Raw genomic sequence first — 24,609 nt, forward strand, 5'->3', positions numbered from 1 at the left:
CTCGCCCAGCAATTCACCGCTTCGGAACCCACTCGGACTGAGCTCGTTGGGAAACCCCCGGGTTTCCTGGCCACGGCGTTCGCGTCGTGCGGTCCTGCGTCGTGCGGTCCTCAGACGTGCAGGACGCGGTCGACGAGGTCGCGGTAGCCCCGCAGGGCCACGCGCAGCCGCTCGGTGTCGCCGTCGTCGTGCTCGCCGGCCCGCCAGCCCGAGCGCAGTTCGTCGCGCCGGCTGCGCAGTTCCTCGACCAGTCGTTCGGTGGCCTCGCCGAGGACCTCGTCGGCCTCCTCCACGGCGTGGCGCGGCTCGTCGACGAAGCCGCCGACCGCGTGGTGCAGGCGCTGCTGCAGCTTGTCCACCGCGCCGTCCACCCGCGGCGGCGCGCCGGGGGCGGGCACCCGCCCTTCCTGCGCCGGCCGCCGGGCCGCCGCGGGCCGCTCCGTGTCGCCGGGCTTCTCCGCTGCCGCGGGCTTCCCGACCGTCGCGTGCCTGTCGGCCGCCGAGGGCTTGCCGGCTTCCTCGGGCCGCGACCATCCGGCGGGCCGCTGCGCGGCAGGCGCCTCGCCCTTCTTCCCCGTGGTCTGCGGTGCCTGGGGGGTCCGCTGTTCGCGGGTGCCACCGGCCGTGGGGGACGGCCGCTCGTCGGGGGTCCGCTCGGCGGAGGCTCCGGCCGGGCCGTTGCGTACCTCGCGGCCGGTGCCGTCGGTCTCGTCGGTTCCGTCGGTTCCGTCGGTTCCGTCGGTGTCGCGGTGCTCGTGCGTGGGATTCATCGGCTGCTCCAGGTCGGCATGTGGAAGCGGTGGGAGCCGCGTCGGCCGGAGCCCGTGTCACCTGCGCCGTCCTCGCGCGAGGTGCTGCGGGGCTCCTTGTCCACCGCGATGAGGTCGTCGAACAGCGCCCGGGCGTGGAGCAACCGAGCGCGCAGTTCCTCGGTGTCCGCCGCGGTGCGGTCACCGTCGTTCCGGGGTTGCGAGACCCCGCGCAGGTCGCGGTAGGCCTGGAGGTGCCGCGGGCGGTGGACCGACAGGGCGTCGATCTGCTCGCCCGAGGTGTGCTCCGGGAAGCCGCGGTCGTGCGCCAGCCGGTCCAGCAGGCCCGACGCCTCCTGCACCGCCTGCGCGGGGGAGTCGACGAACCGCTCCTGCAGGGCGGCCCACTCGGCGCGGTACTCCTCGGCCTGACGTGCGTTCAGCGGCTCCGGGGTCAGGCCGCCGTGCCGGTCGACACGCTCCTGCAACTCCCGGTGCGCCGCGTCCGTGTCGCCGTCGTGCCGCGCGACCGTGCGTTCGTACTCCGGTCCGAAGCGGCGCCTGAGCTGTCCCGTGCCGCCGCCGCGCCGCGACATCACGGCCGCGGCGAGGACGATCAGGACAACGAGGACGACCGCCCCGATGATGATGCCCGTGGTCATGGTGTGCCTCCTGGGGGCCGTCGTCGGGCCCCGGCATTCGAACTGACCTTGATGCGGGTCCTTGGTGTGCTCACGGTGCGTGTTTCCGCAATCCGTTCGTCCACACGTACGACGCCGGGAGGTGACGATGCGTCAGCGCGGCAGGTGCACGTGGATGACCTTGCCGCCCGCGCGCAGGAGCGTCACCCGGAAGTCCCGGGCCAGCCGGCGCACCAGGCGCAGGCCGTAGCCGCCCGGCAGGAAGCGGTCGGAGGGCTGGGGCGCGGCCGGCAGCCGGTCGTTGTGGTCCTGGACGGACACGCGGATCGCGTCCGGCACCGCCACCACGTCGAGGGCCGCCAGCCCGCCGCCGTACCGGAAGGCGTTGGTGACCAGTTCGGAGACGACCAGCAGGCAGTCCTCGACCCGCTCCGGATCCACGCCTCTGAGCCGGGCGCGGGCGAAGTCACGCGCCTCGCCTATGGTGGTGGGCAGCGGCCGGTCCGCAGTGGCGGGCCGCACGATCCCCCCGCCTTCCGCGTCTAGGTCAATGCTGTACACGCACGATCACCCCGTAGGCATCATCGGTCCCTCTGTGGTCTGCCCCTGCTGGCCGGTCCTACGCTGCCTTCGGCGCGATTCACGTTCTTCCGGGATCGGGGGGAATGCTTCGCGGAGGAGGGGGTACCCGAGGGGCAACGTACGGGAACATGACGTAGAGGTGCAGAGGTGCGAGGAGGAGCCGTGATCGCCCACGTGAGCGGGACGAGCACCGGGGTCGAGAGCCCCGAGGTCGACGTACTGCCGCAGATCACCGACCCGAGCAGCGTGGCCCCCACGAGCGCGCGCCGGCTGTCCAAGCTCTTCCTCGAGCGCCTGACGGTGCTCGAGGAGGGCACCCACGAACGCCAGTACGCCCGCAACACCCTGATCGAGATGAACATGTCGCTCGTGCGGTTCGCGGCCAGGCGCTTCCGCGACCGCAGCGACGAGATGGAGGACATCGTCCAGGTCGGCACGATCGGGCTGATCAAGGCCATCGACCGGTTCGACATCTCGCGCGAGGTCGAGTTCACGACCTTCGCGGTGCCGTACATCGTCGGTGAGATCAAGCGGTTCTTCCGCGACACCACTTGGGCCGTGCACGTGCCGCGCCGCCTCCAGGAGCGCCGGGTGGAGCTGGCCCGCGCCCGGGACGAGCTGTCCTCCCGGCTGGGCCGCGCCCCCAAGGTGAGCGAGCTCGCGGCGCTCATGGACATCTCCGAGGCCGAGGTCGTCGAGGCCCAGGTGGCCTCCAACGGTTACACCGCCTCCTCCCTCGACGCCGCCATGAACGGCGACGACGGCGACGACGGCGAGACCGTGCTCGCCGACTTCATCGGCGCGGTCGACCCCGCCATGGAACTCGTCGAGGACCTCGGCTCCCTCGCACCGCTCGTCGTGGAGCTCGGCGAACGCGACCGGCAGCTGCTCCATCTGCGCTACGTGGAGGAACTGACGCAGGCCCAGATCGGCGAGATCATGGGCTGCACGCAGATGCACGTCTCCCGGCTGCTCTCGCGCACCCTGGCCCGGCTGCGGGCCGGACTGCTCCAGGACGGCTGCGCCTGACCTCACCCCGTCCCCCGCCACGTGCCCGCGCCCGGTCCCTTCGGGCGCGGGCACGCGCGCACCGCCTACGATGCGCGGATGACCGATCACGATCACGTGGCGCCGGACCGCCGCTTCCGCCCGCTGGTCCGGATGACGGCCCGCGACCCGCACGAACCGCACCGGGTCGCCACCCCGCTGGAACTGCTCTTCGACCTCTGTTTCGTGGTGGCGGTCGCCCAGGCCGGCGCCCGGCTGGTGCACGCGGTCGCCGAGGGCCATGCCGGGCGCGGTGTCCTCGGCTACTGCCTGGTCTTCTTCGCGATCTGGCTGGCCTGGATGAACTTCACCTGGTTCGCCTCGGCCTTCGACACCGACGACGTGCCCTACCGCATCGCCACCTTCGTCCAGATCACCGGTGTCCTGGTCCTGGCGGCAGGAGTTCCCCGGGCCTTCGACGCCAACGACTTCTCGATCGCCGTGGCCGGCTACATCATCATGCGCGTCGCACTCGCCTTCCAGTGGCTGCGCGCGGCACGCAACGCGGCCGGACCGGCACGGACCACGGCGCTGAGCTACGCCGCCGGTCTGGTCGTCGTCCAGGTGGGATGGGTCCTCCTGCTGCTCCAGCCCGTCGGCGGGCTGTGGAACTGGGGCTTCCTGATCCTGGCCGTCGCGGAACTGGTGGTGCCCGCCTGGGCCGAGCGGGCGCAGCGCACCACCTGGCATCCGCACCACATCTCCGAGCGCTACGGCCTGTTCACCATCATCGTGCTCGGTGAGTCGGTGGCCGCGGCGACGGTGGCCGTGCAGTCCGCCGTCGACGAGTCCACCGCGCTCGGCGAGCTGCTGCCCGTCGCCGTCGGGGGGCTGCTCATCGTCTTCTGCGCCTACTGGATCTACTTCGCCATCCCCATCCACCAGCACCTCACCAGCAGCGCGCGGGCGTTCCTGTGGGGTTACGGGCACTACCTCGTCTTCGGCTCGGCCGCCGCCATCGGGGCGGGGCTTGAGGTGGTGGTCGAGCAGGCCGTGCACAAGGCGCACATCTCGCAGACGGCCGCCGCGGCCGCCGTCACGCTGCCGACCGCGCTGTTCCTGCTGACGGTCTGGCTGATCCACTCCCGCAGCGCCAAGCGCGGGTTCGCCGAGCACGCGGTGCTGCCCGCCTGTGCCCTGGTGGTGCTCGCGAGCACCTTCTGCGGGAGCGCGGCGGTGCCGGTGGCGGGGCTCGCCATGGCCGCGGCGGTCGCCGTGGGCGAGGTGCTGCACTCCCGGCGCTGGCCTGCCGCCTGAGGGCGGCGGACGGGGTGCCCCGCCGGAGGACGGGGCACCCCTGCTCCGGCCCTGTCGTCAGGGGAAGGAGACCACCGTGGACGGCGTGGTCGAGGTGCCGGAGGTCGCGGCACCGGTGCCGTTGATGACGTGGTCGTACTGGCCCATGCCGCCCAGGGAGACCACCAGGACGTCGTGCATCTTGATCCCGGACTTCACCGGGACCTCGAAGCCGTGGTCCATGCGGATCGTCGGATCGGTGGTGAAGTTGCAGTAGCTGCCCAGGCCCCAGGCCTCGTGGGTGTTCACCGAGTCGTCCACCTTGTAGGCGGCCCAGCCCTTCGTCGCGCCGTTCTGGATGGCGGCCTGGCTGGGGGCGTCGTAGGCGATCTCGTTCTGGAAGAAGACCGTCCTGCCCCGCTCGCCGCTCCACTGGACGTCGTACTTCTTGAAGTGCTCGACGAACAGGCCGGTGGCCAGGACGTCGTCGCCGTTCACGCGCAGGCCGTAGTCGGCCGGGTTGGTGTCCCAGCCCACTCCGGCGCCGTGGTCGGCGCGCCAGATCCAGGTGTGGTCGATGACGGTGTCGTCGCTGTTGACCTCCATGCTGGTGGTCGCCTTGCCAGGTCCGGCGCCGCCGATGCGGATGAAGACGTCCTGCACGGTCGTCGGGTTGGCGGCGTGGTCGGCGGCCGCGCCCTGCGGGCCGACCTGGAGCAGCACCTGGGAGTTGACCGCACCGGCGTCGATCAGGAAGCCGGCCAGCTTCACGCCGTCGACGTCGGCGACCTTCATGGCGGTGACGCCGTTGTCGGGGATGACCGTCGCGAGGCCGAGGCCCAGCACGACCGTGTCGGCGCGGGTGACGTTGATGGTCTGGTCGACGTGGTAGATGCCCGGGGTGAACAGCAGGTTGAGGCCCTGGGCGAGCGCGGCGTTGATGGTGGCGGCCGTCGCGCCCGGCTTGACCACGTAGAACTGGCTCAGCGGGATCGAGGAGCCCTGCGGCGCGCCGTTGCCCCAGCTGGTGCCGCGGGCGTTGGTGCGCTTGGCCGGCACGAAGACCTTGTAGTCGTTGCCGTCGAGGTAGAGGAAGGGCTTCTCGCGGGAGACGGGGGTGGTGTCGAGCGTGGTGTACGGCGGGTTGGGGAAGCTCTGCGCGGGAGCGCCCTGGACGCCGGAGAAGACCATGTTCCACACGCCGTTGGTCCAGCCGCCGACCGAGCTGTCGCGGGTGTACCACTGCTGCTGCGAGTACGGGCCCACAGTGCCGTCGATCTTGCTGTCGGCGATGTAACCGCCGCTGGCCCAGCCGTAGCCGTTGGGTGCGAGGTTGAGGCCGCCCTTGACGTGCATGCGGCGGAAGGGCGCGGCCTGGGCGACGGCCCAGCGGTCGGTGCCGGAGACCGGGTTGAGGGCGAGGTTCTCCGCGGAGCGCCAGAAGTTCTGGGTGGCGTTGCCGTTGAACCAGCCGGCGTCCACGGTCACGTCGCCGTTGAAGGTGGTGTCGTCGGGGGAGAGGCCGAGCCCGGCGATCGAGGTGTAGAAGCCGATGTTGGCGTTGATGTTGTTGTAGGTGCCGGGCTTGAACAGCAGCGCGTAGCGTCCGGTGCCGAACTGCGCGGACTCCTGCTGCTGGAAGACCTGGTCCAGCTTGGCCTGGATGCCCGGGGTCGAGGGGTCGAAGACCAGGACGTTCGGGCCGAGGTCGCCGCCGCCGGGGATCACCGGGCCGGTGCCGCCGTCGGTGGTGTGCACGGCGAGCTCCCACAGCGAGTAGCCGTATGCGGTGGCGCGGGTGGTGCCGTACACGCGCAGGTAGCGGCCCGTGCCGCTGACGGCGCGGGTCTCGGTGCCGCCGGCGCCGGTGGTCGTGGAGGCGACCGTGGTCCAGTCGGTGCCGTTGGCGGAGAGCTGGATCTGGTAGGCCTTGGCGTAGGCGGCCTCCCAGGTGAGGACGACCTCGCAGACGCTCTGGGAGCCGCCGAGGTCCACCTGGATCCACTGGGGGTCGCTGAAGGCGCTGGACCAGCGGGTTCCGGCGTTGCCGTCGACGGCGTTGGCGGCGGTGAAGGAGCCGTTCTCGGCGGAGGATGCGGTGGCGGTCCTGCCCTGTGCGGCATTGGCGGTGCCGCAGGCGGCGGCGTGGGCCGTGGTGAGCGGTCCGGCCGGGACGGTGATCAGGGCGAGCAGCACCGCCAGGAGGGCGATCAGCCCCAGGGGTCTGCGGCGGGCGGCATTGACTTCGGGTCTCATAGGAACTCCTGTGTCAGCCTCACGACTTAATTTAGGGCGTGAGTTAAGACGTGACAGAAGTCGGGGTCAAGACTCCTCGCAGAAAGTGTTTCTGACGGGCTAACAGCTCGGCTGCCGCTGCAGGCCCTTGCGCAGCCGTGACCTGCAGGGAGTTCCATCCGTTCGGAACTTGAACGCGAGCAGCCTCATCCTGGCCACCTGAAGCTCCCCGCACCAATCTTGACGTGAAGTCTTGACGCCATCCGTGCCCCTCGGTTGACTGCCGCCGCGGCAGCCGGAACCGGCTCGGGTACCGGTTCCGGCCGCTGCCACCACCATGCCCCCGTTCCTCGCGCGCCCCCGCTCTCCACCACCCGGGTTCGCGTCCGGCAGAAGGGCCGATTCCACGGGTCCCACAAATGATCTTCACGGGTTAGACTCCGCGGGTGTCCGAACTCCGCACACTGGTCCTCGGGTTCCGGCAGGCGATCCTCGACTGCCCCGACCCGGGCCTGGTCTCCCTGGAGCGTTTCCCGCACGGCTCGTGCGGGGACGCCTCCATCCTCCTCGGCCAGTACCTGTACGAGAACGGCCAGGGCGTGTGGACCTACGTCAGCGCCTGGGAGAACCGCGCCACCCACGCGTGGATCGAGAAGAACGGCCTGCGCATCGACATCACCGCCGACCAGTTCGACGGGGTCGGCACCCCCGTGATCATCGCCTCGGGAGGCGGCTGGCACGACCGCTTCACGGTCGACCCCACCGCCTCCCACGGCGCTCTCATCGATGTGCGCCAGGACTTCGCCCGACGCGAACTGCGCACCGCCTACGAGCGGTTGACGGCGGTCATCCGGCGGCATCGGCCGGGAGCGGAAGGGGCGCCACCAGCCTGCGCATGACCGCGGGCTCCAGCGCCGGGTTCGCCGCCGCCCGGTGCGCGAGCTCCTCGTCGTCGAGCAACTCCGCGAGCCTGGCCGGAGAGAGGTTCGGATGGCCCGCCCCAGCCGCCCGCACACCGGGATCGGGGTCGTGGGTCAGCCGGTCCACGGTCTCCGCAGCGGTGGCCGGGTCCCGGGCGGCCAGGGCGCGGACGGCCGGGTCTTCGTGCCGGGCGTACAGCGCGAGCCCGGCGGTCGGGAACCGCGGCCGGGTGAGGAGGAGTTCGCGCTCGTACCCGGTGTACTCCAGGAAGGCGCTCAGCAGCAGCTCGGTGGGCGCCTCCGGATGGTTCTGCGCGAGCAGTACCCGCACACCGAGGTCGTCGTCCGCGGCCAGCCGCGCCACCAGGTCGGACGGCAGGCTGTGATCGCCGGCGGCGCGCCGCCGCAGCAACGGGTGCCCGGACAGGGCGTCCCGCCGCACCGCGGCGGGATCCCGGGGCCACAGGCGTTGCAGTACCGGTCCGAAGGTGCCGCCCACCGGCACCTCGTAGTCGATCGCCGCGCGTTCCGCCTCGCTCAGTGCGGGATGCACGGAGAGCGCGAGCCGTACCCGCGGATCGGCGTCCACGGCGAGGGCCCGGCGCTCCTCCGCCCCGAGGTCGCAGCGGTATGCGATCCGTTCCCGCACCTCGGGGTCGGCATCGGCGGCCAGCAGGACCACCACGTCGGCGGGAAGGGTGGGGTTGCCCGCGATCATCCGCCGGTCCCCCTCGCCCACGGGGGCGTTGAGCACACCCTCCACGACGCCTCGGCTCAGGGCGCAGTGCATCAGCGCATGAGTCCGCCCATGGCACGACCGGTCGGGCAGCTCCCGCTCCACCCACGCCGGGTCCTCGTGCCGCAGGTGCTGCCGCACCATGTCCCGTACCTCCTCGTCCGGGTCCGCCAGGAGGACGTCGCGGATCTCGTCCGGCACGCCGCGCCATGCGACGCCCATGCGTCGCACCTTCGGCTCCGGGTGGGCGTGCATCGACTCCATCAGTCCGGCGGAGGCCTGGCGGTAGAGGGTGCCCAGCAACTCCCCCTCGTACGTCAGGATCATGTGGACGACGGCCTGGTCCGGGAGCGGCCGGGGGCGCACGCTCCACGGCATCCGGGGGGTCTCGGCCAGGTGCGCCCGCACGAACCATTCGGTGTCGTCCAGCAGCCGTGCCCGCTGGGCCGGCTCGGCGTGCGGACTGCGGGCGAGGAAGCTGCGGGTGTACCTGTCGGGGTGGCGGACGACGGCGTCGACCACGGCGTCCGGCAGCGCCCGGTCGCGGCACAGGACCATCCGTGCCGCCGGCGGACCGTCGGCGAGCAGCCGCAGCAGGACGTCCTCGGGGGCCGCGGGATTCAGCGCCAGGCCGGCGAGCCGGCGTGCGGGCAGCCCGGCGGTCTCCCAGATCTCCTCGGGTGTGATCATGTAATCTGTGCTTCCTTTCCGCAGGGGCTGGGCACCGTTTCCGCGCACACCGGCCGGGTACACGGGATCGCAGGAGGCAGACATGGACCTGGGTGACTGGTCGACCACGGCCCTCGTGATCGCCGCGGTGGCGGTCGTGGTGATGCTCGTGGTGGCGGTCGTGCTCGTGGTGAAGATGGCGCGCATCCGTACGCTGCTGCGCAGCGCGGACGTACCGCGCTCGGGCAAACTGGCCTTCTGGGCGGGGCTCGTCTACCTGGTCTGCCCGGTGGACCTGCTGCCCGATCCGATCCTCATCGACGACATCGGTGTGCTGCTGCTGGCGCTGCGTTCGCTCAAGAGCGCGGCCGACGGGCAGCTGCCCGTCGGCCGCGACCGCGCACGGACCCATCCCAAGTCCAAGAGCCCGGTGGCCTGAACCACCCCTCCGCCCGGGGAGGGCTCAGCCCGTCCGCTCCGCGTCCCCCGGCTGCCTCTCGGGCTGGGCGACCGGCAGGCACACGGTGAAGCGCGTGTCGCCGGGGCTCGACTCGACCCGGATGTCGCCGTGGTGCTTGTTGACCACGATGCGGTACGAGATATCCAGGCCCAGCCCGGTGCCCTCGCCCACCGGCTTGGTGGTGAAGAACGGCTCGAAGATCCGCGGCCGGATCTCCGGGGAGATGCCGGGACCGGTGTCGCCCACCTCCACCACCAGGCGGTCCGGACCGTCCCACGAGCTGCGCAGCGTCAGGGTGCCCGAACCGTCCATGGCGTCGAGGGCGTTGACGATGAGGTTGGTCCACACCTGGTTGAGCTCGGCGCCGTACGCCTGGATCTGCGGCAGGCTGCGGTCGTACTCCTTCACGACGCGTACCCCGCCGGGGATCTTCGCGTGGAGCATCGTGAGCGTCGCGTCGAGCAGCGCGTGGACGTCCACCGTCTGCTGCGGGGCCCGGTCCAGCTGCGAGTACTGCTTCGCGGCCCCGACCAGTCCGGAGATCCGGGTGACGGCGTCGTCGATCTCGCCCATGAGCAGTTCGGTGTCGAGGGTGTACGTGAGCCAGCGGATCGCCGCCTCCAGCCGGTCCTCGCCGACCGCGTCGACCACGGAGTCCAGCCACTCCGCGTCCACACCGCCCGCGACCAGCGTCGAGGACAGCTCCCAGGAGCCGTTGACGCCGTGGTCCTCGAGCCAGTCCGTCAGTTCGTCCTCGGCGTCGGCCGCCTCCAGCGCCGACCGCTCGGGCGCCGACGCCATGCGCTTGATCGCGGCGTCCTGCAGCTCGACCAGCTGGTGCAGTTGCCGGGTGTCGAGCCGGCCGTCCGCGATCATCGCGAGCTTGTGCCGCATGCCGGCCACCCGGTCGCGCAGCGCCGAGGTGGCGCGCACCGCGGCGGCGGCCGGATTGTTCAGCTCATGGGTGAGCCCGGCGGACAGCGAGCCCAGCGCCAGCAGCCGCTCGCGCTCCCCGACGATGGTGTTCTGCTTGCGGTAGCCGAAGAACGCCCCCTCCAGCAGGTGCACCGCCATCGGGAACCACGCGCGCATCGCCCCGGCGAACTCCTCGGCCGGGATCACGAAGAACTCGCAGTCGGTGACCGCCTTCAGCGAGTTGGGGTACGTCTGCTCCACCCGGTCCCCGAGGTACGCCTGCGTCGCGCCGGCGTACACGCCCCGCAGGTCGGTGCGGTTGACCTCCACCACGTCGCCGTGGACCAGGCGGCCCAGCGACACCGTGCCGCTGAGCAGCACGTAGAAGCAGGTCGCCGGATCGCCCTCGGCGTAGACGGGGTTGTTCGCCGGGACCCGCTCCACCCGGCCCTGTTCGCCCAGCCAGTCCAGTTCCTTCTCGCCGAGCGACTCGAACAGGAACAGGGTCCGCAGCTGCTCCGGCCCGAGCCGGTCCGTCGTGGTCACTGCGCCTCCAGATACCGGTGCACCAGGGATACGGCCATCGCGCCCTCGCCGACCGCGGAGGCCACCCGCTTGACCGACTCCGCCCGCACGTCACCGGCGGCGAAGACACCGGGCACGCTGGCCTCCAGGTGGTACGGGTCACGGGGGAGCGGCCAGCCCGCGGGCCGCTTGCCGCCGCCGATCAGGTCGGGGCCGGTGACCACGAAGCCGCGCCGGTCCCGCTCCACGACACCCTCCAGCCAGTCCGTGCGGGGTTCGGCGCCGATGAAGACGAACAGGAACGAGGCGTCGACGGTGGTCACCGTGCCGGTCTTCGCGTCGCGGAGCATCAGTTGCTCCAGGTGGTCGCCGCCCTTGCCGCCGACGACCTCGGTGCAGGGGCTGACCTTGATGTTGTCGATGGCCGCGATCTGGTCGATCAGGTACTGCGACATCGAACGCTGCAGGTCCGCGCCGCGGATCAGCAGGTGGACCCGGCACGCGTTGCGGGAGAAGTAGACGGCCGCCTGCCCGGCCGAGTTGGCCCCGCCGACGATGTAGACCTCCTGGCCCGCGCAGTTCATGGCCTCGGTCATCGCCGAGCCGTAGAAGACCCCGGCACCGGTGAACTCCGCCAGCCCAGGCGCTTCGAGCCGCCGGTAGGACACCCCGGTCGCCAGCACCACCGTGTGCGCCGCGATGGACGAGCCGTCACCGAAGGACAGCACCCTTCCGGTGCCCACCGCCTCCAGCGCGACCACCTCCCGGGTGCTGAGGATCTCCGCCCCGAACTTCGTCGCCTGCCGGCGGGCCCGGTCGGTCAGCTGGGCGCCGGAGACGCCGTCCGGGAAGCCGAGGTAGTTCTCGATGCGGCTGCTCTGCCCCGCCTGGCCGCCGGTCGCCCGGCGCTCCACCAGTACCGTGCGCAGACCCTCGGACGCGCCGTACACCGCCGCACCCAGCCCCGCGGGGCCGCCGCCGACCACCACCAGGTCGTAGAAGTCGGAGGCCGGGACGGTGCTCAGCCCCACGTGGGCGGCGAGCTCGGCCTCCGTGGGCCGCACCAGCGTCGTCCCGTCCGCGGTGACCACCAGCGGTACGTCGGCCGGCGTCAGCCCGGCCGCGGTCAGCAACTGCTCGGCCTGGGGCTCCTCCGCGGGCAGCCAGCGGTAGGGCACCAGGTTGCGGGTGAGGAAGTCACGCACCTTGAACGAGGGCGCCGACCAGCGGTGGCCGACCACGCGGGTCTCGGACGCCGTCGGGTCCGGCGTGGTGATCCACGCGTCGAGCAGGGTGTCGATCACCGGGTAGAGGTTCTCCTCCGGCGGGCTCCACGGCTTCAGCAGGTAGTGGTCGAGGTCGACGATGTTGATGGCGTCGATGGCCGCGCTGGTGTCGGCGTACGCCGTGAGCAGCACACGGCGGGCGAGCGGGAAGAGGTCCATCGCCGCCTCGAGGAACTCCACCCCGTTCATCTTCGGCATGCGGTAGTCGGCGAGCATCACCGCGAGTTGTTCACCTCGCAGTTTGATCTCCCGCAGCGCGCTCAGGGCCTCGTCGCCGGAGGTGGCGCGCACCACCCGGTAGCGGTCCCCGTACCTGCGGCGGATGTCCCGGGCCACGGCGCGGGACACTGCCGGATCGTCGTCGACGGTCAGGATCGTCGGATTCGCCATGTGACCATCATTGCTCCCCGGCGGCCGTCGTGCGCAGTAAACCGAACAGTCGTGCTTGAACCTGCGCCAGGGGACCCGCCTCAGGCCGCGTGCGCGCTCCGGGACGTCGTGACGGTCGGTGCGCCCCCGCGCACCGTCCGCCAGGTCAGGCGTCCTCGACGGCGACGGCGGCCACGGTGTCGTAGAAGGAGACGTGGCCCGTGATCTCGGGCACCGACGCGAGCGGCTCCTCGTAGACCCAGGCGACGTCGTTGTGGTCGGCGTACGACCAGTAGGAGGCGACGCCCTTGTAGGGGCAGGTGGTGTTGGTGTCGCTGGGGCGGAAGAGCGCGAGGTCCACGTCCTGCGGCGGGATGTAGTAGCGCACCGGCAGACCGGTCTCGTGGACCAGTACCGGCCGCCGGGTCTCGGCCACGACCTTGCCGTCGATCGTGACGGTCACGTGCTGGGTGCCGGGTACCGCGTCCACGCGGTGACCGCGGCGGCTGTCCGTGGGGGGCATGGTCTTCCCTTCCTCGGGTCCGTCCGGATCCGTTGCAACGGCGGCGGTGCCGCCCCACATTCCCCGGGCGCCCCGGGGTCCCCCGCATGCACGCATCTGCGTGACTCCGGCGGCGGTCCCCCGTTGGCCCTTCAAGATCACAGTGAAGGAGGTCCGCCCGATGAGCACCCGCCGTCACCAGAAGGGCCGCAAGCACCGCACGGTCAATCGCACGCCGAGGCCCGTCGCCCCCGTCCGTACCGCGCCGGCGGCCGCACCAGCCGCCCCGGCGGCCTCGCCGGTCCCGCCCGCCCCTTCCGACACCGCCGCCTCGCCGGTCCCGCCCGCCCCTTCCGGCACCGCGGTACCCGCCCCCGTGCCCGCCCCGGCCGCGCCTCCGGGAGCGTCGACCACCCGGCCCCCGTCCCCGGCGCCTGCCGCGGCCGTCGTGCCGGCTCCCGCCGAGCCCCGCCTCGAGGAGTCCGGCCTCGCCCGTACGGCGCTCAAGACCCTCCAGGAACTCCGCGCGGCCGGGAGCGACGGGACGACCATCGACGCCCTGAGCGCCAGCGTCGGCTACCAGCCCGCGACCATTGCACGGCACATCGACAGCCTCGCCGCCCACCACCTGGTCCAGCAGCGGGACGGCCGCTGGTACGCCGTGACCACGTCATGACCCCGGGCGTGGCGGCCGGCCGGTGGCGCGTTCCCCGGAGAGGTCCAGAACGCTGAACCCCAGGCGCCGGTGGAGACCGATCGCCGCCGTCCGCCACGCCCACACCGACAGTGCCGCGCTGCCCTGCCGGACGGATCCGCCCGCGGGCCCTGGCGCGGCGGTCAGCAGCTACGGAAGACGTGGCCCGGCTCCCCGGCGGGCACCACGTCGCGGTCGCGGAGCACCACCGCGAGGCGGGCACCCCAGCGGCGGCAGGTCGCCGTGAAGTCGGCGGCGTCGTACGCCACGACGAGGACGCGGCCGTCGTACGCGGAGGCGTACCGGCCGCACTCGTCGTACGCGCCGCACTCCTCGGCGACTGCGAAGTCGAAGCCGATGGCGGCACGCTGGGGGAGGAGCTCGGCCGTGTTCTTCTGGGCGACGGCCAGCCCCGCCGCATGGGCGCGTGCGGTGAGCAGCCGGGCGAACGCGGCGTTGTCGGCCGCCGTGAGCAGGCCGTCGGAGCGCTCGAACGAGTCGAGGTTGTCCGGCTCGACCGCCTGGAACCCCCGCCGCGCGCAGTCGTCGATCCAGGCGCCGACGATCTCCGCCAGTGCCGTCCGCCCGGCGGCGGTGGAGGTGTCCAGCAGCGCCTCGTCCCACTCGTCGTCCATGACGAGCCCGCCGTCCCCGTCGTGCAGCAGCAGGCCCGGATTCCGGGCGCGCCACCGGGACAGCTCGCCGGGCTGGGCCTGGAAGGCGTTGACGTAGCAGACCGAGTAGACGCCCGGGGCCGGCCGGTCCGCGCGGTCGCGGGAGACCACGCGCACGCCCTTCGGCGGCGGGTAGCCGCCGCCGATCTGGTAGTCGAAGGACGCCCCCGCCTCCGGCGGCACCACGTGCGGGGCGGCGGAGGGGCGGTCGCCGGTACCGCACCCGGTGGTCAGCGCCAGGGCCGCCAGGACGGCGAGGACAGTGAGGACGACGGGGACGGCACGCGGCGCCGCGCACGGGTCGGGGAGGGGCACACACGCTCCTGGACGGCGAAGGCCGGGCGGGGGAGCACCATCCTCCCGTCCGGCCCCGTGGTGCCCTCGGCCGGGTCCGCGCCGCGGCTCACATGAAGCCGCCGCCGGTCCAGTGGGTGCCGGTGAGCCACACGAGCGCGATGAGCGTGTCGATCGCGCCCAGGACGACGGCGATCAGCGGGAGCACCGGCTTGGCGCCGCGGAAGGTGCGGCCCATCGCGAGCCAGCCGCACACGACCGCGGCCGGGCCGAGGATGATGCCGAGAACGAAGAATCCGGCGACCGCGCAGATCAGGCCGACGACGCCCAGGGTGTCGGGGCTCGCGCCGGTACGGGTACCGCTGCTGTGGGGCATGGTTCCTTCCTCCGTGGGTCGGCGCCCGCTCCGCGGCACGGAACGTGCGGTCCTCTACGGGGTCCGGATACCCCCGTCCGGCATGCTCAGCCGTGCCGGTGGGGTCGGCGTGTGACGGGGCCGCCCGGTCCGTGCGGACGGGGCGGCCCGTGGCGGGAGCCGGCGGTGAAGCCGGTCAGCCGGTGAACAACTGCTTGAGCTTCAGGCCGAGTTCGTAGACGCCGTAGGCGAAGGGCGCGCCGACCCACAGCCAGGCGACGACCATGAGCGGCAGCCGGCCGCCCCCGGCGGAGGCGTCGGCGGCGGGCGCGGGGTTCGGGGCGGTCATCGGACGGCTCCTTCCGACTCGGTTCCGGTCGTGGCCTTGGGCTCGGCGGACGGTCCGTCATGGTGGCGCGGATGGACCGGTCGTACCAGCTCGTTGGCGACGAAGCCGATCACCAGCAGCACCATCATGATGACGAAGGACGTGGAGTAGAGGTCGGGCCCCGTCCGTCCCGCCGACTTCTCGTGGTCGGCGATCGCGTTCACGATCAGCGGCCCGAGCACGCCGGCCGTGGACCAGGCGGTCAGCAGCCGTCCGTGGATCGCGCCCACCTGGTATGTCCCGAAAAGGTCCTTGAGGTAGGCGGGCACGGTGGCGAACCCGCCGCCGTAGAAGGACAGGATGACGGCGGCGGCGATGATGAACAGCGGCTTGGAGTCGTCGCCGAGCAGGGCGATGAGCAGGTACAGCAGCGCCCCCGCACCGAGGTAGAGGCGGTAGATGTTCTTCCGCCCGACCAGGTCGGAGGTGGAGGACCAGGTGATCCGGCCGAGCATGTTGCCGAGCGACAGCAGGCCGACGAAACCGGCGGCGGCGGTGGCCGTCACCGGGGTGGAGGTGTTCGCGAAGAAGTCGGTGATCATCGGCGCGGCCTTCTCCAGGATGCCGATGCCCGCCGTCACGTTCATGCAGAGCACCACCCACAGGCACCAGAACTGCGGGGTGCGCAGCGCGTTGCGCGCCGACACGTGGGCGGTGGTGACGAGCGGGCGCGCGGTGTCGGCCGCCGGGGTCCAGCCGGCCGGCCGCCAGTCGTCCGCGGGGACCCGGACCAGCAGCACCCCGAAGGTCATGAAGACCGCGTAGACGAGGCCCATCACCAGGAAGGTCTGCCCGATGCCGGCGGAGTCGGCGCCGAAGGAGGACAGCAACTGCGTCGACCAGGGCGACGCGATGAGCGCGCCGCCGCCGAAGCCCATGATGGCGATGCCGGTGGCGAGCCCGGGCCGGTCGGGGAACCACTTGATGAGCGTGGAGACCGGCGAGATGTAGCCGATGCCGAGGCCTATGCCGCCGACGAGGCCGTAACCGAGGACGATCAGCCAGTACTGGCGCGTGGCGGCGCCGAGGGCCGAGATGAGGAAGCCGGAGGAGAAGCAGAGGGCCGACACGCACATGGCCCACCTGGGCCCGTTGCGCTCGACGAGCGTGCCGCCGAACGCGGCCGACAGGCCGAGCATGACGATCGCCAGCTGAAACGGCAGCGCCGACTGGGTGCCGCTCAGCCCGAGCGAGGACTCCAGCGGGGGCTTGAAGACGCTCCAGGCGTACGCCTGCCCGATGGCGAGGTGGATGGAGAGTGCGGCCGGCGGTACCAGCCAGCGGCTCCAGCCCGGCGGTGCGACGGTGCGGGCACGGGTGAGGACGTCGGGTACGCCCGTTGACGCCATGGCGAGTACCTCCGTGAGGGGACTTGATCCCGTGGACCGTACAACTTTCATCCATCCCTGGGTAGGGCGTCGGGCGATGAACTTGCCCTGGCGGCGGGAGGGTTCGGGGTCCGGGCGGCATCGGGCCGATCCTCGGCGGACCGGCGCCCGCAGGCGCGGCTCACGGACTGGGCGGACATGAGGGATTTGCCGGGATCTGCCCATATCGATTCGTAATAGGTGCAATAACTGGCGGCTTGTTCGGCTATGAGTGGTTGGGGTTATCGTGTCCGGTGTTAGCCGATTCGGGCTATCACTGGAAACGCCGGACGTGGCCGGTCAGAGGTGACCCATGCATGCGATAACGGACAGCTACGACTACGTGGTCGTCGGCGGCGGCACCGCGGGCAGCGTGCTCGCCGCGCGCCTTTCCGAACGAGGCGGCGCGCGCGTGCTCCTGCTGGAGGCGGGCGGAGACCGGCCACCAGCCGCGGCGGCGTCGCCGCCCGCCTGGCCGACGCTGCTGGGGACGCCCGCGAACTGGGGCGACACCACCGTCCGGCAGTCCGCGACGGGCACCACCACCCCCCTCGCGCGCGGCCGCGGCCTGGGCGGGGGGTCAACCATCAACGCCATGACCTTCGTGCGCGGTCACCGCTCCGGCTACGACGCGTGGACCGCGGGCGGCGCGAAGGGCTGGGGCTTCGACGACCTGCTCCCGTACTTCAAGCGCAGTGAGAACGCCCCCGGGCGGGACCCCGTGCTCCGCGGCGTCGGCGGCCCCCTGACCGTGGGACCCGCCAGCCCGCCCCATCCGGTCGTGGCCGCGCTCCTGACGGCGGCGACCCAGACCGGGTACCGGCGGGCGGCCGACATCGCCGGCGGTCTGGAGGAGGGCTTCGGCTGGAGCGACCTCAACATCGTCGGGGGCCGGCGGCAGAGCGCCGCCGACGCCTACCTCACCCCCGCCCGGCACCGCCCCAACCTGACCGTGGTGACCGGTGCACTGGCCCACCGCCTGCTCCTGCGCGACGGCCGGTGCGTCGGGGTGGAGTACGGGCACGCCGACCGCACCGGTACCGGCACCGTCGCGGTCGGGTGCCGCGGCGAGGTCGTCCTCACCGCGGGGACCATCGGTACGGCGCAGTTGCTGATGCTCTCCGGCGTCGGCCCGGAGGCGCACCTGCGGGACATGGGTGTCGACGTCGCCCTCGACCTGCCGGGCGTCGGGTCGAACCTGCAGGACCACCCCCTGGCCGACGTCGTCCACCGCGCGGCCCGGCCCGTTCCGCCCGGGACCAACAACCACGGCGAGGCCGTCGGCCTGGTCCGCAGCCGGCTCGGCATCCGCGACCCCGACGTGCAGGTGCTCCTGGCCGACGCGCCGGGCCGTGCGCCCGCGCCCCACGTGCCGGACGGGCAGGGGTACCGGATCGCGGTCTCCCCGATGCGGCCGTACAGCCGCGGCACCGTACGGCTCGCGAGCGCCGCACCGGACGCCCTGCCCCTGGTGGACCCGGACTACTACGGCGACGAACGCGACCTGAGCACGATGGTCGAAGCGCTCTTCCTGGCACGGGAGATCGGCCGGGCGCACGCCCTCGACGGATGGCGTGCGCACGAGGTCCTGCCCGGGCCCGACGTGAAGGACGACGCCGGCCTGCGGGCCTACGCGCGCAGCACCCTGGCCTCGTACATGCACCCCGTCGGCACGTGCCGGATCGGCATCGACGACCTCGCCGTCGTCGACACGGACCTGCGCGTGCACGGCATCGACGGCCTCCGGATCGCCGACGCCTCCGTGATGCCCACCATCCCCTCCGGCAACATCGCCGCCACGGTCTACGCCATCGCCGAACGCGCGGCGGACCTCCTCGGGCGCTGAGCCCCCCTCGGCCCGGATCCGGCCACCCTCACCGGCCGGATCCGGGCGCCTGCACATCCCCGCAGCCCAGACGAAGGACCGACGCGACATGGCATCACCCGCACCGATCGACCTGGCCGGCCTCCTCCAGCGGGTGGTGGGCGTCACCGGGGCGGCGCTGGGGTCCGCACTCGCCCCCTCGGCGATCGGCCTCGCCCTCTGGAACACCGACCTGCGGTGCACGTGGGTCAATGACTCGCTCGAGGACTACGACGGCATCCCGCGGGAGCGACGGCTGGGACGCCGTCCGGACGCGGCGCTGCCCGCCGGGGCACGCGCGCTGGAGGCCGTGATGCGCCAGGTGCTGGCGACGGGCGCTCCCGTCACCGGCCGCGAGTACCTCGTGCCGGCGGTGGACGGCGTGCGCGCTGAGGGGGCGTACTCCGTCTCCTGCATCCGCCTGGAGGACACGGCGGGCCGGCCGATGGGCGTGTGCCTGGTCGTCCTGCGGATCACGGGCGGGCACCGGCCCGGTGACCGCCTGGCGCTGCTCGGCGAGGCCGGTGCCCGCGTCGGCACCACCCTGGACGTCATGCGCACCGCGCAGGAACTGGCCGCGTTCACCGTCTCGTGCCTCGCCGACTACGTCACCGTCGACCTCGCGGACACCCTGCGGCTCGGTGAGGAGCCGCTGTCCCGGCTCGGCCCGGACGGCGACTACCTGCCGGTGTTCCGCCGGGCGGGCCTGGCCTCGGTCCACGAGGGCGCGCCGGAGGCGGTCTCCCGGGTGGGCGACGTGGTGTACGTACCGTCGTCCTCGCCCCTCAAGCGCGTCCTGTCCACCGGCCGCTCGCTGCTCGAACCGGCGCTGGACACCGCCTCCTCGTGGCTCAGCCGGGACCCGGCACGGGCCGGGAAGATCGACGAGTTCGGGATGCACTCGCTGATGATCCTGCCGCTCAGGGCCCACGGCGTCGTCCTGGGCGTGGTGTTGTTCCTGCGCACCGACGACCCGCGGCCGTTCGACGAGGACGACCTGCTGTTCGCCGAGGAACTGGTCGCCAGGGCCGCGCTGAGCCTGGACAACGCACGCCGCTACACGCACGAGCGCGCCACGGCCCTCGCCCTCCAGCGGGGCCTGCTCCCGCGCCGGGTGTGCGGCGGCCCCTCCTTGGACGTGGTCTCCCGCTTCCTCCCCGCGGACCTCGAGGACGGTGTGGGCGGTGACTGGTACGACGTGATCCCGCTGCCGCGCGACCGGGTGGCGCTCGTGGTCGGCGACGTGGTCGGCCACGGCATCGACGCCGCGGCCACGATGGGCCGGCTCCGGACGGCGGTGCGGACGCTCGCCGACCTCGACCTGGCGCCGGAACAGCTGCTCGCCCACCTCGACCAGGCGATCATCCGCCTCGCCGAGGAGGAGGGGGAGGGCCTCCACGCCGCCTCCGTGAGCGCCACCTGCCTGTACGCCGTCTACGACCCCGCCTCCCGCCGCTGCACCATGGCCAGGGCCGGGCACCCGCCGCCCGCCGTACGCCACCCCGGAGGCGGCGTCACCTTCCTCGACCTGCCCAACGGCACACCGCTCGGCCTCGGGATGCCCCCGTACCAGGCCGCCGAGGTGGACCTGCCCGAGGGCAGCCTCCTTGCCCTCTACACCGACGGCCTCATCGAGGACCGCCGGCACGACGTCGACACCGGGATGGAGCGCGTGCGGCGCGCCCTCGACCGGCCCGGGCTGCGCTTGGACGACCTCTGCTCGGCGGTGCTCGGCACCCTGCCGAGCGCGACACCCCCCGACGACGTCACCCTCCTCATCGCCCGCACCCGCGCGGTGTCCCCGGCGCCTTCGCGCCCCCGGTGCCCGTCACCGTTTCCCGGCAACCGATTCCAGAGGTAGGTCTCCATGACCGCGTTCCACGTCTCCTCCGCCGGCGCCGAGGACATCAGCCGGCTCTCCGACTGGGCCGACGACGAGGGATGGAACCCCGGCAGGTCCGACGGGCAGGCCTTCTTCCCCGCCGATCCGGCCGGCTTCCTGTTCGGCAGGCTCGACGGTGAACCCGTCGCCTCGGTCTCCGCGGTGCGCTACGGGGCCGACTTCGGCTTCGTCGGCCTCTACATCGCCCGGCCGCCCTTCCGCGGCCAGGGTTACGGGTTCCGGGTCTGGCGCGCCGGACTCGACCACCTCGCCGGCCGCAACGTCGGCCTCGACGGGGTCGTCGCGCAACAGGAGAACTACCGCAGGTCGGGGTTCAGCACGGCCTGGCGGAACATCCGTTACCAGGGCGCGCCGTCGGGCGGGGTCATGCCCGGCGGCGTCGCCCTGATCGACGCCAGGAGCGTCGGATTCGCCGAACTGGCCCGCTACGACCGCCGGTTCTTCCCCGCCGCGCGCGACGCCTTCCTCGCCTCCTGGATCACCCTTCCGGACCGCACCGCCCTCGCGGCGGTCGCCGACGGGCGCCTGCAGGGCCTCGGCGTGCTGCGCGCCGCCCGCGGCCCGTCCCGTGTGGGGCCGTTGTACGCCTCGTCCGGGAAGGTCGCCCTCGCGCTCCTCATGGGGCTGGCCCGCACCACACCGGGGGAGCCCCTCGTGATCGACGTCCCCGACCCCAACGAGGCGGCCGTGCGTCTGGTGGAACACCTCGGTCTGGCACCCGTGTTCGAGGCCGCGCGCATGTACACGGGCCCGGTCCCCGACGTCGACCTGACCGGCATGTACGGCGTCACCAGCCTGGAGCTCGGCTAGGCCCGGGCCCGGGCCCGGGCCCGGATCCAGGCCCGGCACCGCTCCGGGCGGCCTCCCCCCGGTCGGGGAGACCGCCCGGAGGGGCGTGCGCGGGGACGTCACTGGTTGATGGTGTAACTGTCCCCGTAGACCTTCCACTTGAGCGGGGGGTTGAGGTCGAGGTTGCCGTTGTTGAGGAAGACGCGCTGTTCCGTATCGACCCGGGTGGTGTCGCTGTGCGCCTCCTCGGTCTTCATCGCCGCCTTGCGCGCGTCGAGGAAGGCGTGGAGGTACGTCGTCTCGTCGCCGCCCTGTGCGGGGGTCCTGGCCTTGGACAGGGCGGTCTTGCGGATGCCGCCGAAGCTGACCTTGTCCTCGCCGGGGCCGTGCATGACGATCGCGTCGTAGTACGCGAACTGGCCGAGCGCGCGCAGCCCGTCCGCCTTGGCCTGCTGGACCGCGGGGCCGAAGTAGACGCGGTCGCGTTCGTCGTTCTGCGCCTGCTGGAACGCCTGGTCGGCGGCGGCGCTGCGCCAGGCGCTCTCGAAGCCGGAGCCGAGGCCGCTGTGCGAGTCGGTCCCGTTGACCCGGCGCAGCGCGGGCAGGTAGCGGGCGAGCGGGTTGCCGGGCTTGCGATCGGTGTACAGCTCGACGAGTTCGAGCATGTCCCCGGTGCCGGAGCAGAAGCCGATGATGCCCGCGGTGTAGCCGCGGCCGTCGCCGATGTCCTCGATGTACTTGTACTGGGCCTTCCAGTCGAGCGAGGAGTTCTCGGCGCTGGACACCAGCTGCATGGCGATGTCCTTCTTGTGTGGGTCGTCGAGCCCGACGCCGGCCGCGGCCGCGGCGGCGGCGGCCGGCTGCCCCGGCGCGGCCGAGGCCAGGGAGCCGACGCCGACGGCCAGGACGCCCGCGGTCAGGGCGGCGGTCGCATAGAGGACGGCGCGCCGGCGGGGGAGGGTGCGTGCATGACGGTGTGGGGGGATCTGCACGGGTGACTCCGTGGGTCAGAAGTTAGGAAACCTTCCTAACAGAGCCACATTGAAGCACCGGGCCAGTCGAACGCCAAGAGGTTCGAACAAAAACGCCGCATGTCATCTGTCCGCAGGGGCAAGGGAGTTGGGCGCCGCTGCCGGATGGCCACACGCCTCCGCCCGGGGCCGTACGTCTCCCGCATGCGCGGTCCGCGGCCCGGAGGCAGTCTGGACGGGAAGAGGCGGAGGAGGTGATACCCGTGCCGGACGGGTTCCCTTCCGCTCCGTCGCACCCCGAGGCCGGGGAGCGGACCGACCAGGGCCTGCTGGCCCCGGCGCTGTTCGCGATGATGGACGGCGTGCGGGCGCACGCGGGGGGGATCTACCTCCTCGCCCCCGGCGAGCCGGTGCTGGAGATGGCCGTCATGGCCGGCCTGCCGCGCGCCTTCGCCGCACCGTGGGAACGGGTGGGGCTGGGCGCCCCGATCCCCGTGGCGGAGGCACTGCGCGAACGCCGGCTGGTCTGGGTCGGCGGCGAGGAGGAGATGGCGCGCCGGTACCCGCGGATCGCACTCGTCCTGCCGTACCCCTTCACCCTCGCCGCACTGCCCGTCGAGACCGCCGGCGCCGCCTTCGGCTCGGTGTTCGTCACCTGGCCGGGCGCCCATCCGCCCGAGCTGGCCGACTGGGAGCGCCAGCACCTGGTCACCGCCTGCGACCGGCTCGCCCGGCACCTGGAACACGAGGCCGCCGCGGGCCGGCCGGTCCGGCGCGGGCAGCATGTGACGATCGGCGCCCCGGTCGCCGGGGTCTCCTCGGCGGTCGAGGCGGTGCGCATGGTGGGCCGGCTGCCGGAGGGACTGTGCTCCCTCGACCTCGACGGGCGGGTCACCTACGCCAACGGGGCGGCGTCCCGCCGGCTGGGCGTACCGGTGCGCAAGCTGCTCGGGCACACGCTGTGGCGGACGCTGCCCTGGCTCGACGACCCCGTGCACCAGGAACGGCACCGCGCGGCGCTGATCAGCCGGCAGCCCACTTCGTTCACCGCGCTGCGCCCGCCGGGCGACTGGCTCACCTTCCAGCTCCATCCCAGCAGCAACGGCGTCAGCGTCCGCATCTCACCGGCCCGCGGCCCGGTGGCGCAGGCGCCGGTGGTGCCCGGCGGCCCGCACGGCGTGACGCAGCCCGCGGTCGGACTGGTGGCCATCTCCCACCTCGTGAACCTGTCCGGGGCACTCACGGAGGCCGTCTGCGTGCAGGACGTGATCGACCTGGTCGCCGAGGAGATCATGCCCGCGGTCGGCAGCCGGGTGGTGGCCATGGTCGCCCCGGAGGCCGGGAGGATGCGCGTGCTCGGCCACCGGGGCTACCGGGATCCGTCGGTCGTCGACCGGTACGACGGCATCTCGATGTCGGCGCCGGTGCCCGCCGCCCAGGTGCTGGCCAGCGGTGCGCCGGCGTTCCTGGAGTCCGAGCAGGAGATGCGGGAGCGCTTCCCCGACCGGCCGCCGGTCGCCGACGGCATGGCGGCGTGGGCCTACCTCCCGCTCATCGCCTCCGGCCGTCCCGTGGGCACCTGCGTGCTGGGATATCCCGAACCGCACCGCTTCGGGGCCGACGAGCGGGCCCTGCTGACCAGCCTCGGCGGCCTGATCGCCCAGGCCCTGGAACGGGCGCGGCTCTACGACGCCAAGCACCGGCTGGCCCACGGCCTGCAGTCCGCGCTCCTCCCGCGGACCCTGCCGGTGCTCCCCGGCCTGGAGGCCGCGGCACGGTACCTCGCGGGCACCGAGGGCATGGACATCGGCGGCGACTTCTACGACCTGCTGTCCGTGGGGGACCGGGCGGCCGCGGTGATCGGCGACGTGCAGGGGCACAACGTCACCGCGGCGGGCCTGATGGGCCAGGTCCGCACGGCGGTCCGGGCGTACTCCGCCGTCGGGCAGTCCCCCGGCCAGGTGATGGAGTGCACCAACCGGCTGCTGCTGGACCTGGACGTGGACCTCCTCGCCAGCTGCATCTACCTGCACCTCGACCCGGACGGGCAGCGGGCTATGGCGGCGGGGGCGGGCCACCCGGCCCCCTTGCTGCGGGAACCGGGTGGCCAGGTGCGGGCGCTCGACCTCGCGCAGGGCCCGCTGCTGGGCATCGACGCGGAAGCGGTCTACCGCACCGTCGAGTTCCCGTTCCCGCCGGGCTCGGTGCTCATGCTCTACACCGACGGGCTGGTCGAGTGCCCGGGGACCGACGTCGACGCCGAACTGTCGGACCTCTCGGACCACCTCGCCGTGGCCGGCGAGCTGCCGCTGGACCGGGTCGCCGACGGCGTGCTCGCCCTCACCGCCGAGCGCCGGCGGCGCACCGACGACATCGCGCTGCTGCTGTTGCGTTCCCTGACGCCGCCCCGGTGACCCGGTCGCGGACGCAGACGCAGA

At 72.7% G+C, this 24,609-nt stretch carries 22 protein-coding genes; 9 read left to right on the forward strand and 13 right to left on the reverse strand.

Translation table 11 applies throughout. The features are described from left to right. Positions 1-110: 110 nt before the first annotated feature. From ABZ312_RS32000 to ABZ312_RS32010, 3 genes are all read right to left on the reverse strand, one after another. Entirely contained in the window at positions 111-770 is a 660-nt protein-coding gene (locus ABZ312_RS32000; protein ID WP_500439276.1) for a hypothetical protein, read from the reverse strand. Then, on the reverse strand, positions 767-1,411 hold the full coding sequence (locus ABZ312_RS32005; RefSeq protein WP_500439277.1) for a hypothetical protein: 645 nt from the start codon (positions 1,409-1,411) through the stop codon (positions 767-769). The genes ABZ312_RS32000 and ABZ312_RS32005 overlap by 4 nt, the downstream gene beginning before the upstream one ends. Positions 1,412-1,543: 132 nt before the next feature. Further along, on the reverse strand, positions 1,544-1,912 hold the full coding sequence (locus ABZ312_RS32010; RefSeq protein ID WP_500326459.1) for an ATP-binding protein: 369 nt from the start codon (positions 1,910-1,912) through the stop codon (positions 1,544-1,546). Between the two features lie 222 nt (positions 1,913-2,134). Here ABZ312_RS32010 and ABZ312_RS32015 point away from each other — a divergent pair, with 222 nt between their 5' ends. Beyond that, on the forward strand, positions 2,135-3,001 hold the full coding sequence (locus ABZ312_RS32015; RefSeq protein WP_500439278.1) for a SigB/SigF/SigG family RNA polymerase sigma factor: 867 nt from the start codon (positions 2,135-2,137) through the stop codon (positions 2,999-3,001). Positions 3,002-3,079: 78 nt separating this feature from the next. Beyond that, positions 3,080-4,276, forward strand: a complete 1,197-nt coding sequence (locus tag ABZ312_RS32020; protein WP_500326456.1) for a low temperature requirement protein A — start codon at positions 3,080-3,082, stop codon at positions 4,274-4,276. A gap of 57 nt (positions 4,277-4,333) precedes the next feature. On the opposite strand, the gene ABZ312_RS32025 is transcribed toward ABZ312_RS32020, so the two are convergent. Beyond that, positions 4,334-6,511 carry a pectate lyase-like domain-containing protein gene (locus ABZ312_RS32025; protein WP_500326454.1) on the reverse strand — a complete coding sequence of 726 codons (2,178 nt, stop codon included), beginning with the start codon at positions 6,509-6,511 and terminating at the stop codon, positions 4,334-4,336. A gap of 425 nt (positions 6,512-6,936) precedes the next feature. On the opposite strand from ABZ312_RS32025, the gene ABZ312_RS32030 reads away from it, so the two are divergent. After that, complete coding sequence (locus ABZ312_RS32030) at positions 6,937-7,389, forward strand: hypothetical protein (protein ID WP_500326452.1); 453 nt, start codon at positions 6,937-6,939, stop codon at positions 7,387-7,389. Here ABZ312_RS32030 and ABZ312_RS32035 read toward each other — a convergent pair. Next, the gene (locus ABZ312_RS32035) at positions 7,337-8,836 is read right to left on the reverse strand and encodes a hypothetical protein (protein ID WP_500439280.1); all 1,500 of its coding nucleotides are present in this window, start codon (positions 8,834-8,836) and stop codon (positions 7,337-7,339) included. The genes ABZ312_RS32030 and ABZ312_RS32035 overlap by 53 nt on opposite strands. A gap of 82 nt (positions 8,837-8,918) precedes the next feature. Here ABZ312_RS32035 and ABZ312_RS32040 point away from each other — a divergent pair, with 82 nt between their 5' ends. Further along, the gene (locus ABZ312_RS32040) at positions 8,919-9,254 is read left to right on the forward strand and encodes a YkvA family protein (protein WP_500439281.1); all 336 of its coding nucleotides are present in this window, start codon (positions 8,919-8,921) and stop codon (positions 9,252-9,254) included. 24 nt (positions 9,255-9,278) lie between these two features. Here the strand turns inward: ABZ312_RS32040 and ABZ312_RS32045 are convergent, their stop codons facing one another. The 3 genes from ABZ312_RS32045 to ABZ312_RS32055 all read right to left on the reverse strand — a co-directional run bounded on the left by ABZ312_RS32045 (position 9,279) and on the right by ABZ312_RS32055 (position 12,893). Then, entirely contained in the window at positions 9,279-10,736 is a 1,458-nt protein-coding gene (locus ABZ312_RS32045) for an ATP-binding protein (protein WP_500326448.1), read from the reverse strand. Beyond that, complete coding sequence (locus ABZ312_RS32050) at positions 10,733-12,391, reverse strand: NAD(P)/FAD-dependent oxidoreductase (protein ID WP_500326446.1); 1,659 nt, start codon at positions 12,389-12,391, stop codon at positions 10,733-10,735. The genes ABZ312_RS32045 and ABZ312_RS32050 overlap by 4 nt, the downstream gene beginning before the upstream one ends. 145 nt (positions 12,392-12,536) lie before the next feature. Next, complete coding sequence (locus ABZ312_RS32055; RefSeq protein ID WP_500326445.1) at positions 12,537-12,893, reverse strand: DUF427 domain-containing protein; 357 nt, start codon at positions 12,891-12,893, stop codon at positions 12,537-12,539. 160 nt (positions 12,894-13,053) lie between these two features. On the opposite strand from ABZ312_RS32055, the gene ABZ312_RS32060 reads away from it, so the two are divergent. Continuing rightward, positions 13,054-13,548, forward strand: coding sequence for a hypothetical protein (locus ABZ312_RS32060; protein WP_500439282.1), 495 nt, complete (start codon positions 13,054-13,056; stop codon positions 13,546-13,548). A 161-nt stretch (positions 13,549-13,709) separates the two neighbouring features. Here the strand turns inward: ABZ312_RS32060 and ABZ312_RS32065 are convergent, their stop codons facing one another. The 4 genes from ABZ312_RS32065 to ABZ312_RS32080 all read right to left on the reverse strand — a co-directional run bounded on the left by ABZ312_RS32065 (position 13,710) and on the right by ABZ312_RS32080 (position 16,626). Continuing rightward, positions 13,710-14,555: an endo alpha-1,4 polygalactosaminidase gene (locus tag ABZ312_RS32065; protein WP_500439284.1), complete on the reverse strand. Its 846-nt coding sequence runs from the start codon at positions 14,553-14,555 to the stop codon at positions 13,710-13,712. An 88-nt stretch (positions 14,556-14,643) separates the two neighbouring features. Further along, positions 14,644-14,910 (reverse strand): hypothetical protein, encoded by a 267-nt coding sequence (locus tag ABZ312_RS32070; protein ID WP_499515626.1) that lies wholly within the window; start codon positions 14,908-14,910, stop codon positions 14,644-14,646. Positions 14,911-15,085: 175 nt separating this feature from the next. Next, the gene (locus ABZ312_RS32075; RefSeq protein ID WP_499515627.1) at positions 15,086-15,238 is read right to left on the reverse strand and encodes an MFS transporter small subunit; all 153 of its coding nucleotides are present in this window, start codon (positions 15,236-15,238) and stop codon (positions 15,086-15,088) included. Next, positions 15,235-16,626 (reverse strand): L-lactate MFS transporter, encoded by a 1,392-nt coding sequence (locus tag ABZ312_RS32080; RefSeq protein WP_500326439.1) that lies wholly within the window; start codon positions 16,624-16,626, stop codon positions 15,235-15,237. Before ABZ312_RS32080 ends, ABZ312_RS32075 begins: the two co-directional genes overlap by 4 nt. Before the next feature lie 331 nt (positions 16,627-16,957). Between ABZ312_RS32080 and ABZ312_RS32085 the strand changes: the two genes are divergently transcribed. The 3 genes from ABZ312_RS32085 to ABZ312_RS32095 all read left to right on the forward strand — a co-directional run bounded on the left by ABZ312_RS32085 (position 16,958) and on the right by ABZ312_RS32095 (position 21,221). Further along, a complete protein-coding gene (locus ABZ312_RS32085) occupies positions 16,958-18,490 on the forward strand; it encodes a GMC family oxidoreductase (protein ID WP_500439285.1) in 1,533 nt (510 codons plus the stop codon). Positions 18,491-18,578: 88 nt separating this feature from the next. Further along, positions 18,579-20,369 (forward strand): SpoIIE family protein phosphatase, encoded by a 1,791-nt coding sequence (locus ABZ312_RS32090; RefSeq protein ID WP_500326436.1) that lies wholly within the window; start codon positions 18,579-18,581, stop codon positions 20,367-20,369. Positions 20,370-20,375: 6 nt separating this feature from the next. Then, positions 20,376-21,221 (forward strand): GNAT family N-acetyltransferase, encoded by an 846-nt coding sequence (locus ABZ312_RS32095; RefSeq protein WP_500439286.1) that lies wholly within the window; start codon positions 20,376-20,378, stop codon positions 21,219-21,221. 98 nt (positions 21,222-21,319) lie between these two features. Here the strand turns inward: ABZ312_RS32095 and ABZ312_RS32100 are convergent, their stop codons facing one another. Continuing rightward, entirely contained in the window at positions 21,320-22,192 is an 873-nt protein-coding gene (locus ABZ312_RS32100; protein ID WP_500326433.1) for a chitosanase, read from the reverse strand. A 242-nt stretch (positions 22,193-22,434) separates the two neighbouring features. Here ABZ312_RS32100 and ABZ312_RS32105 point away from each other — a divergent pair, with 242 nt between their 5' ends. Beyond that, positions 22,435-24,585 carry a SpoIIE family protein phosphatase gene (locus tag ABZ312_RS32105; RefSeq protein WP_500439288.1) on the forward strand — a complete coding sequence of 717 codons (2,151 nt, stop codon included), beginning with the start codon at positions 22,435-22,437 and terminating at the stop codon, positions 24,583-24,585. Positions 24,586-24,609 lie beyond the last annotated feature (24 nt).

The sequence above is a fragment of the Streptomyces sp. NPDC006207 genome, from assembly GCF_040613835.1.
GTDB lineage: Bacteria > Actinomycetota > Actinomycetes > Streptomycetales > Streptomycetaceae > Actinacidiphila.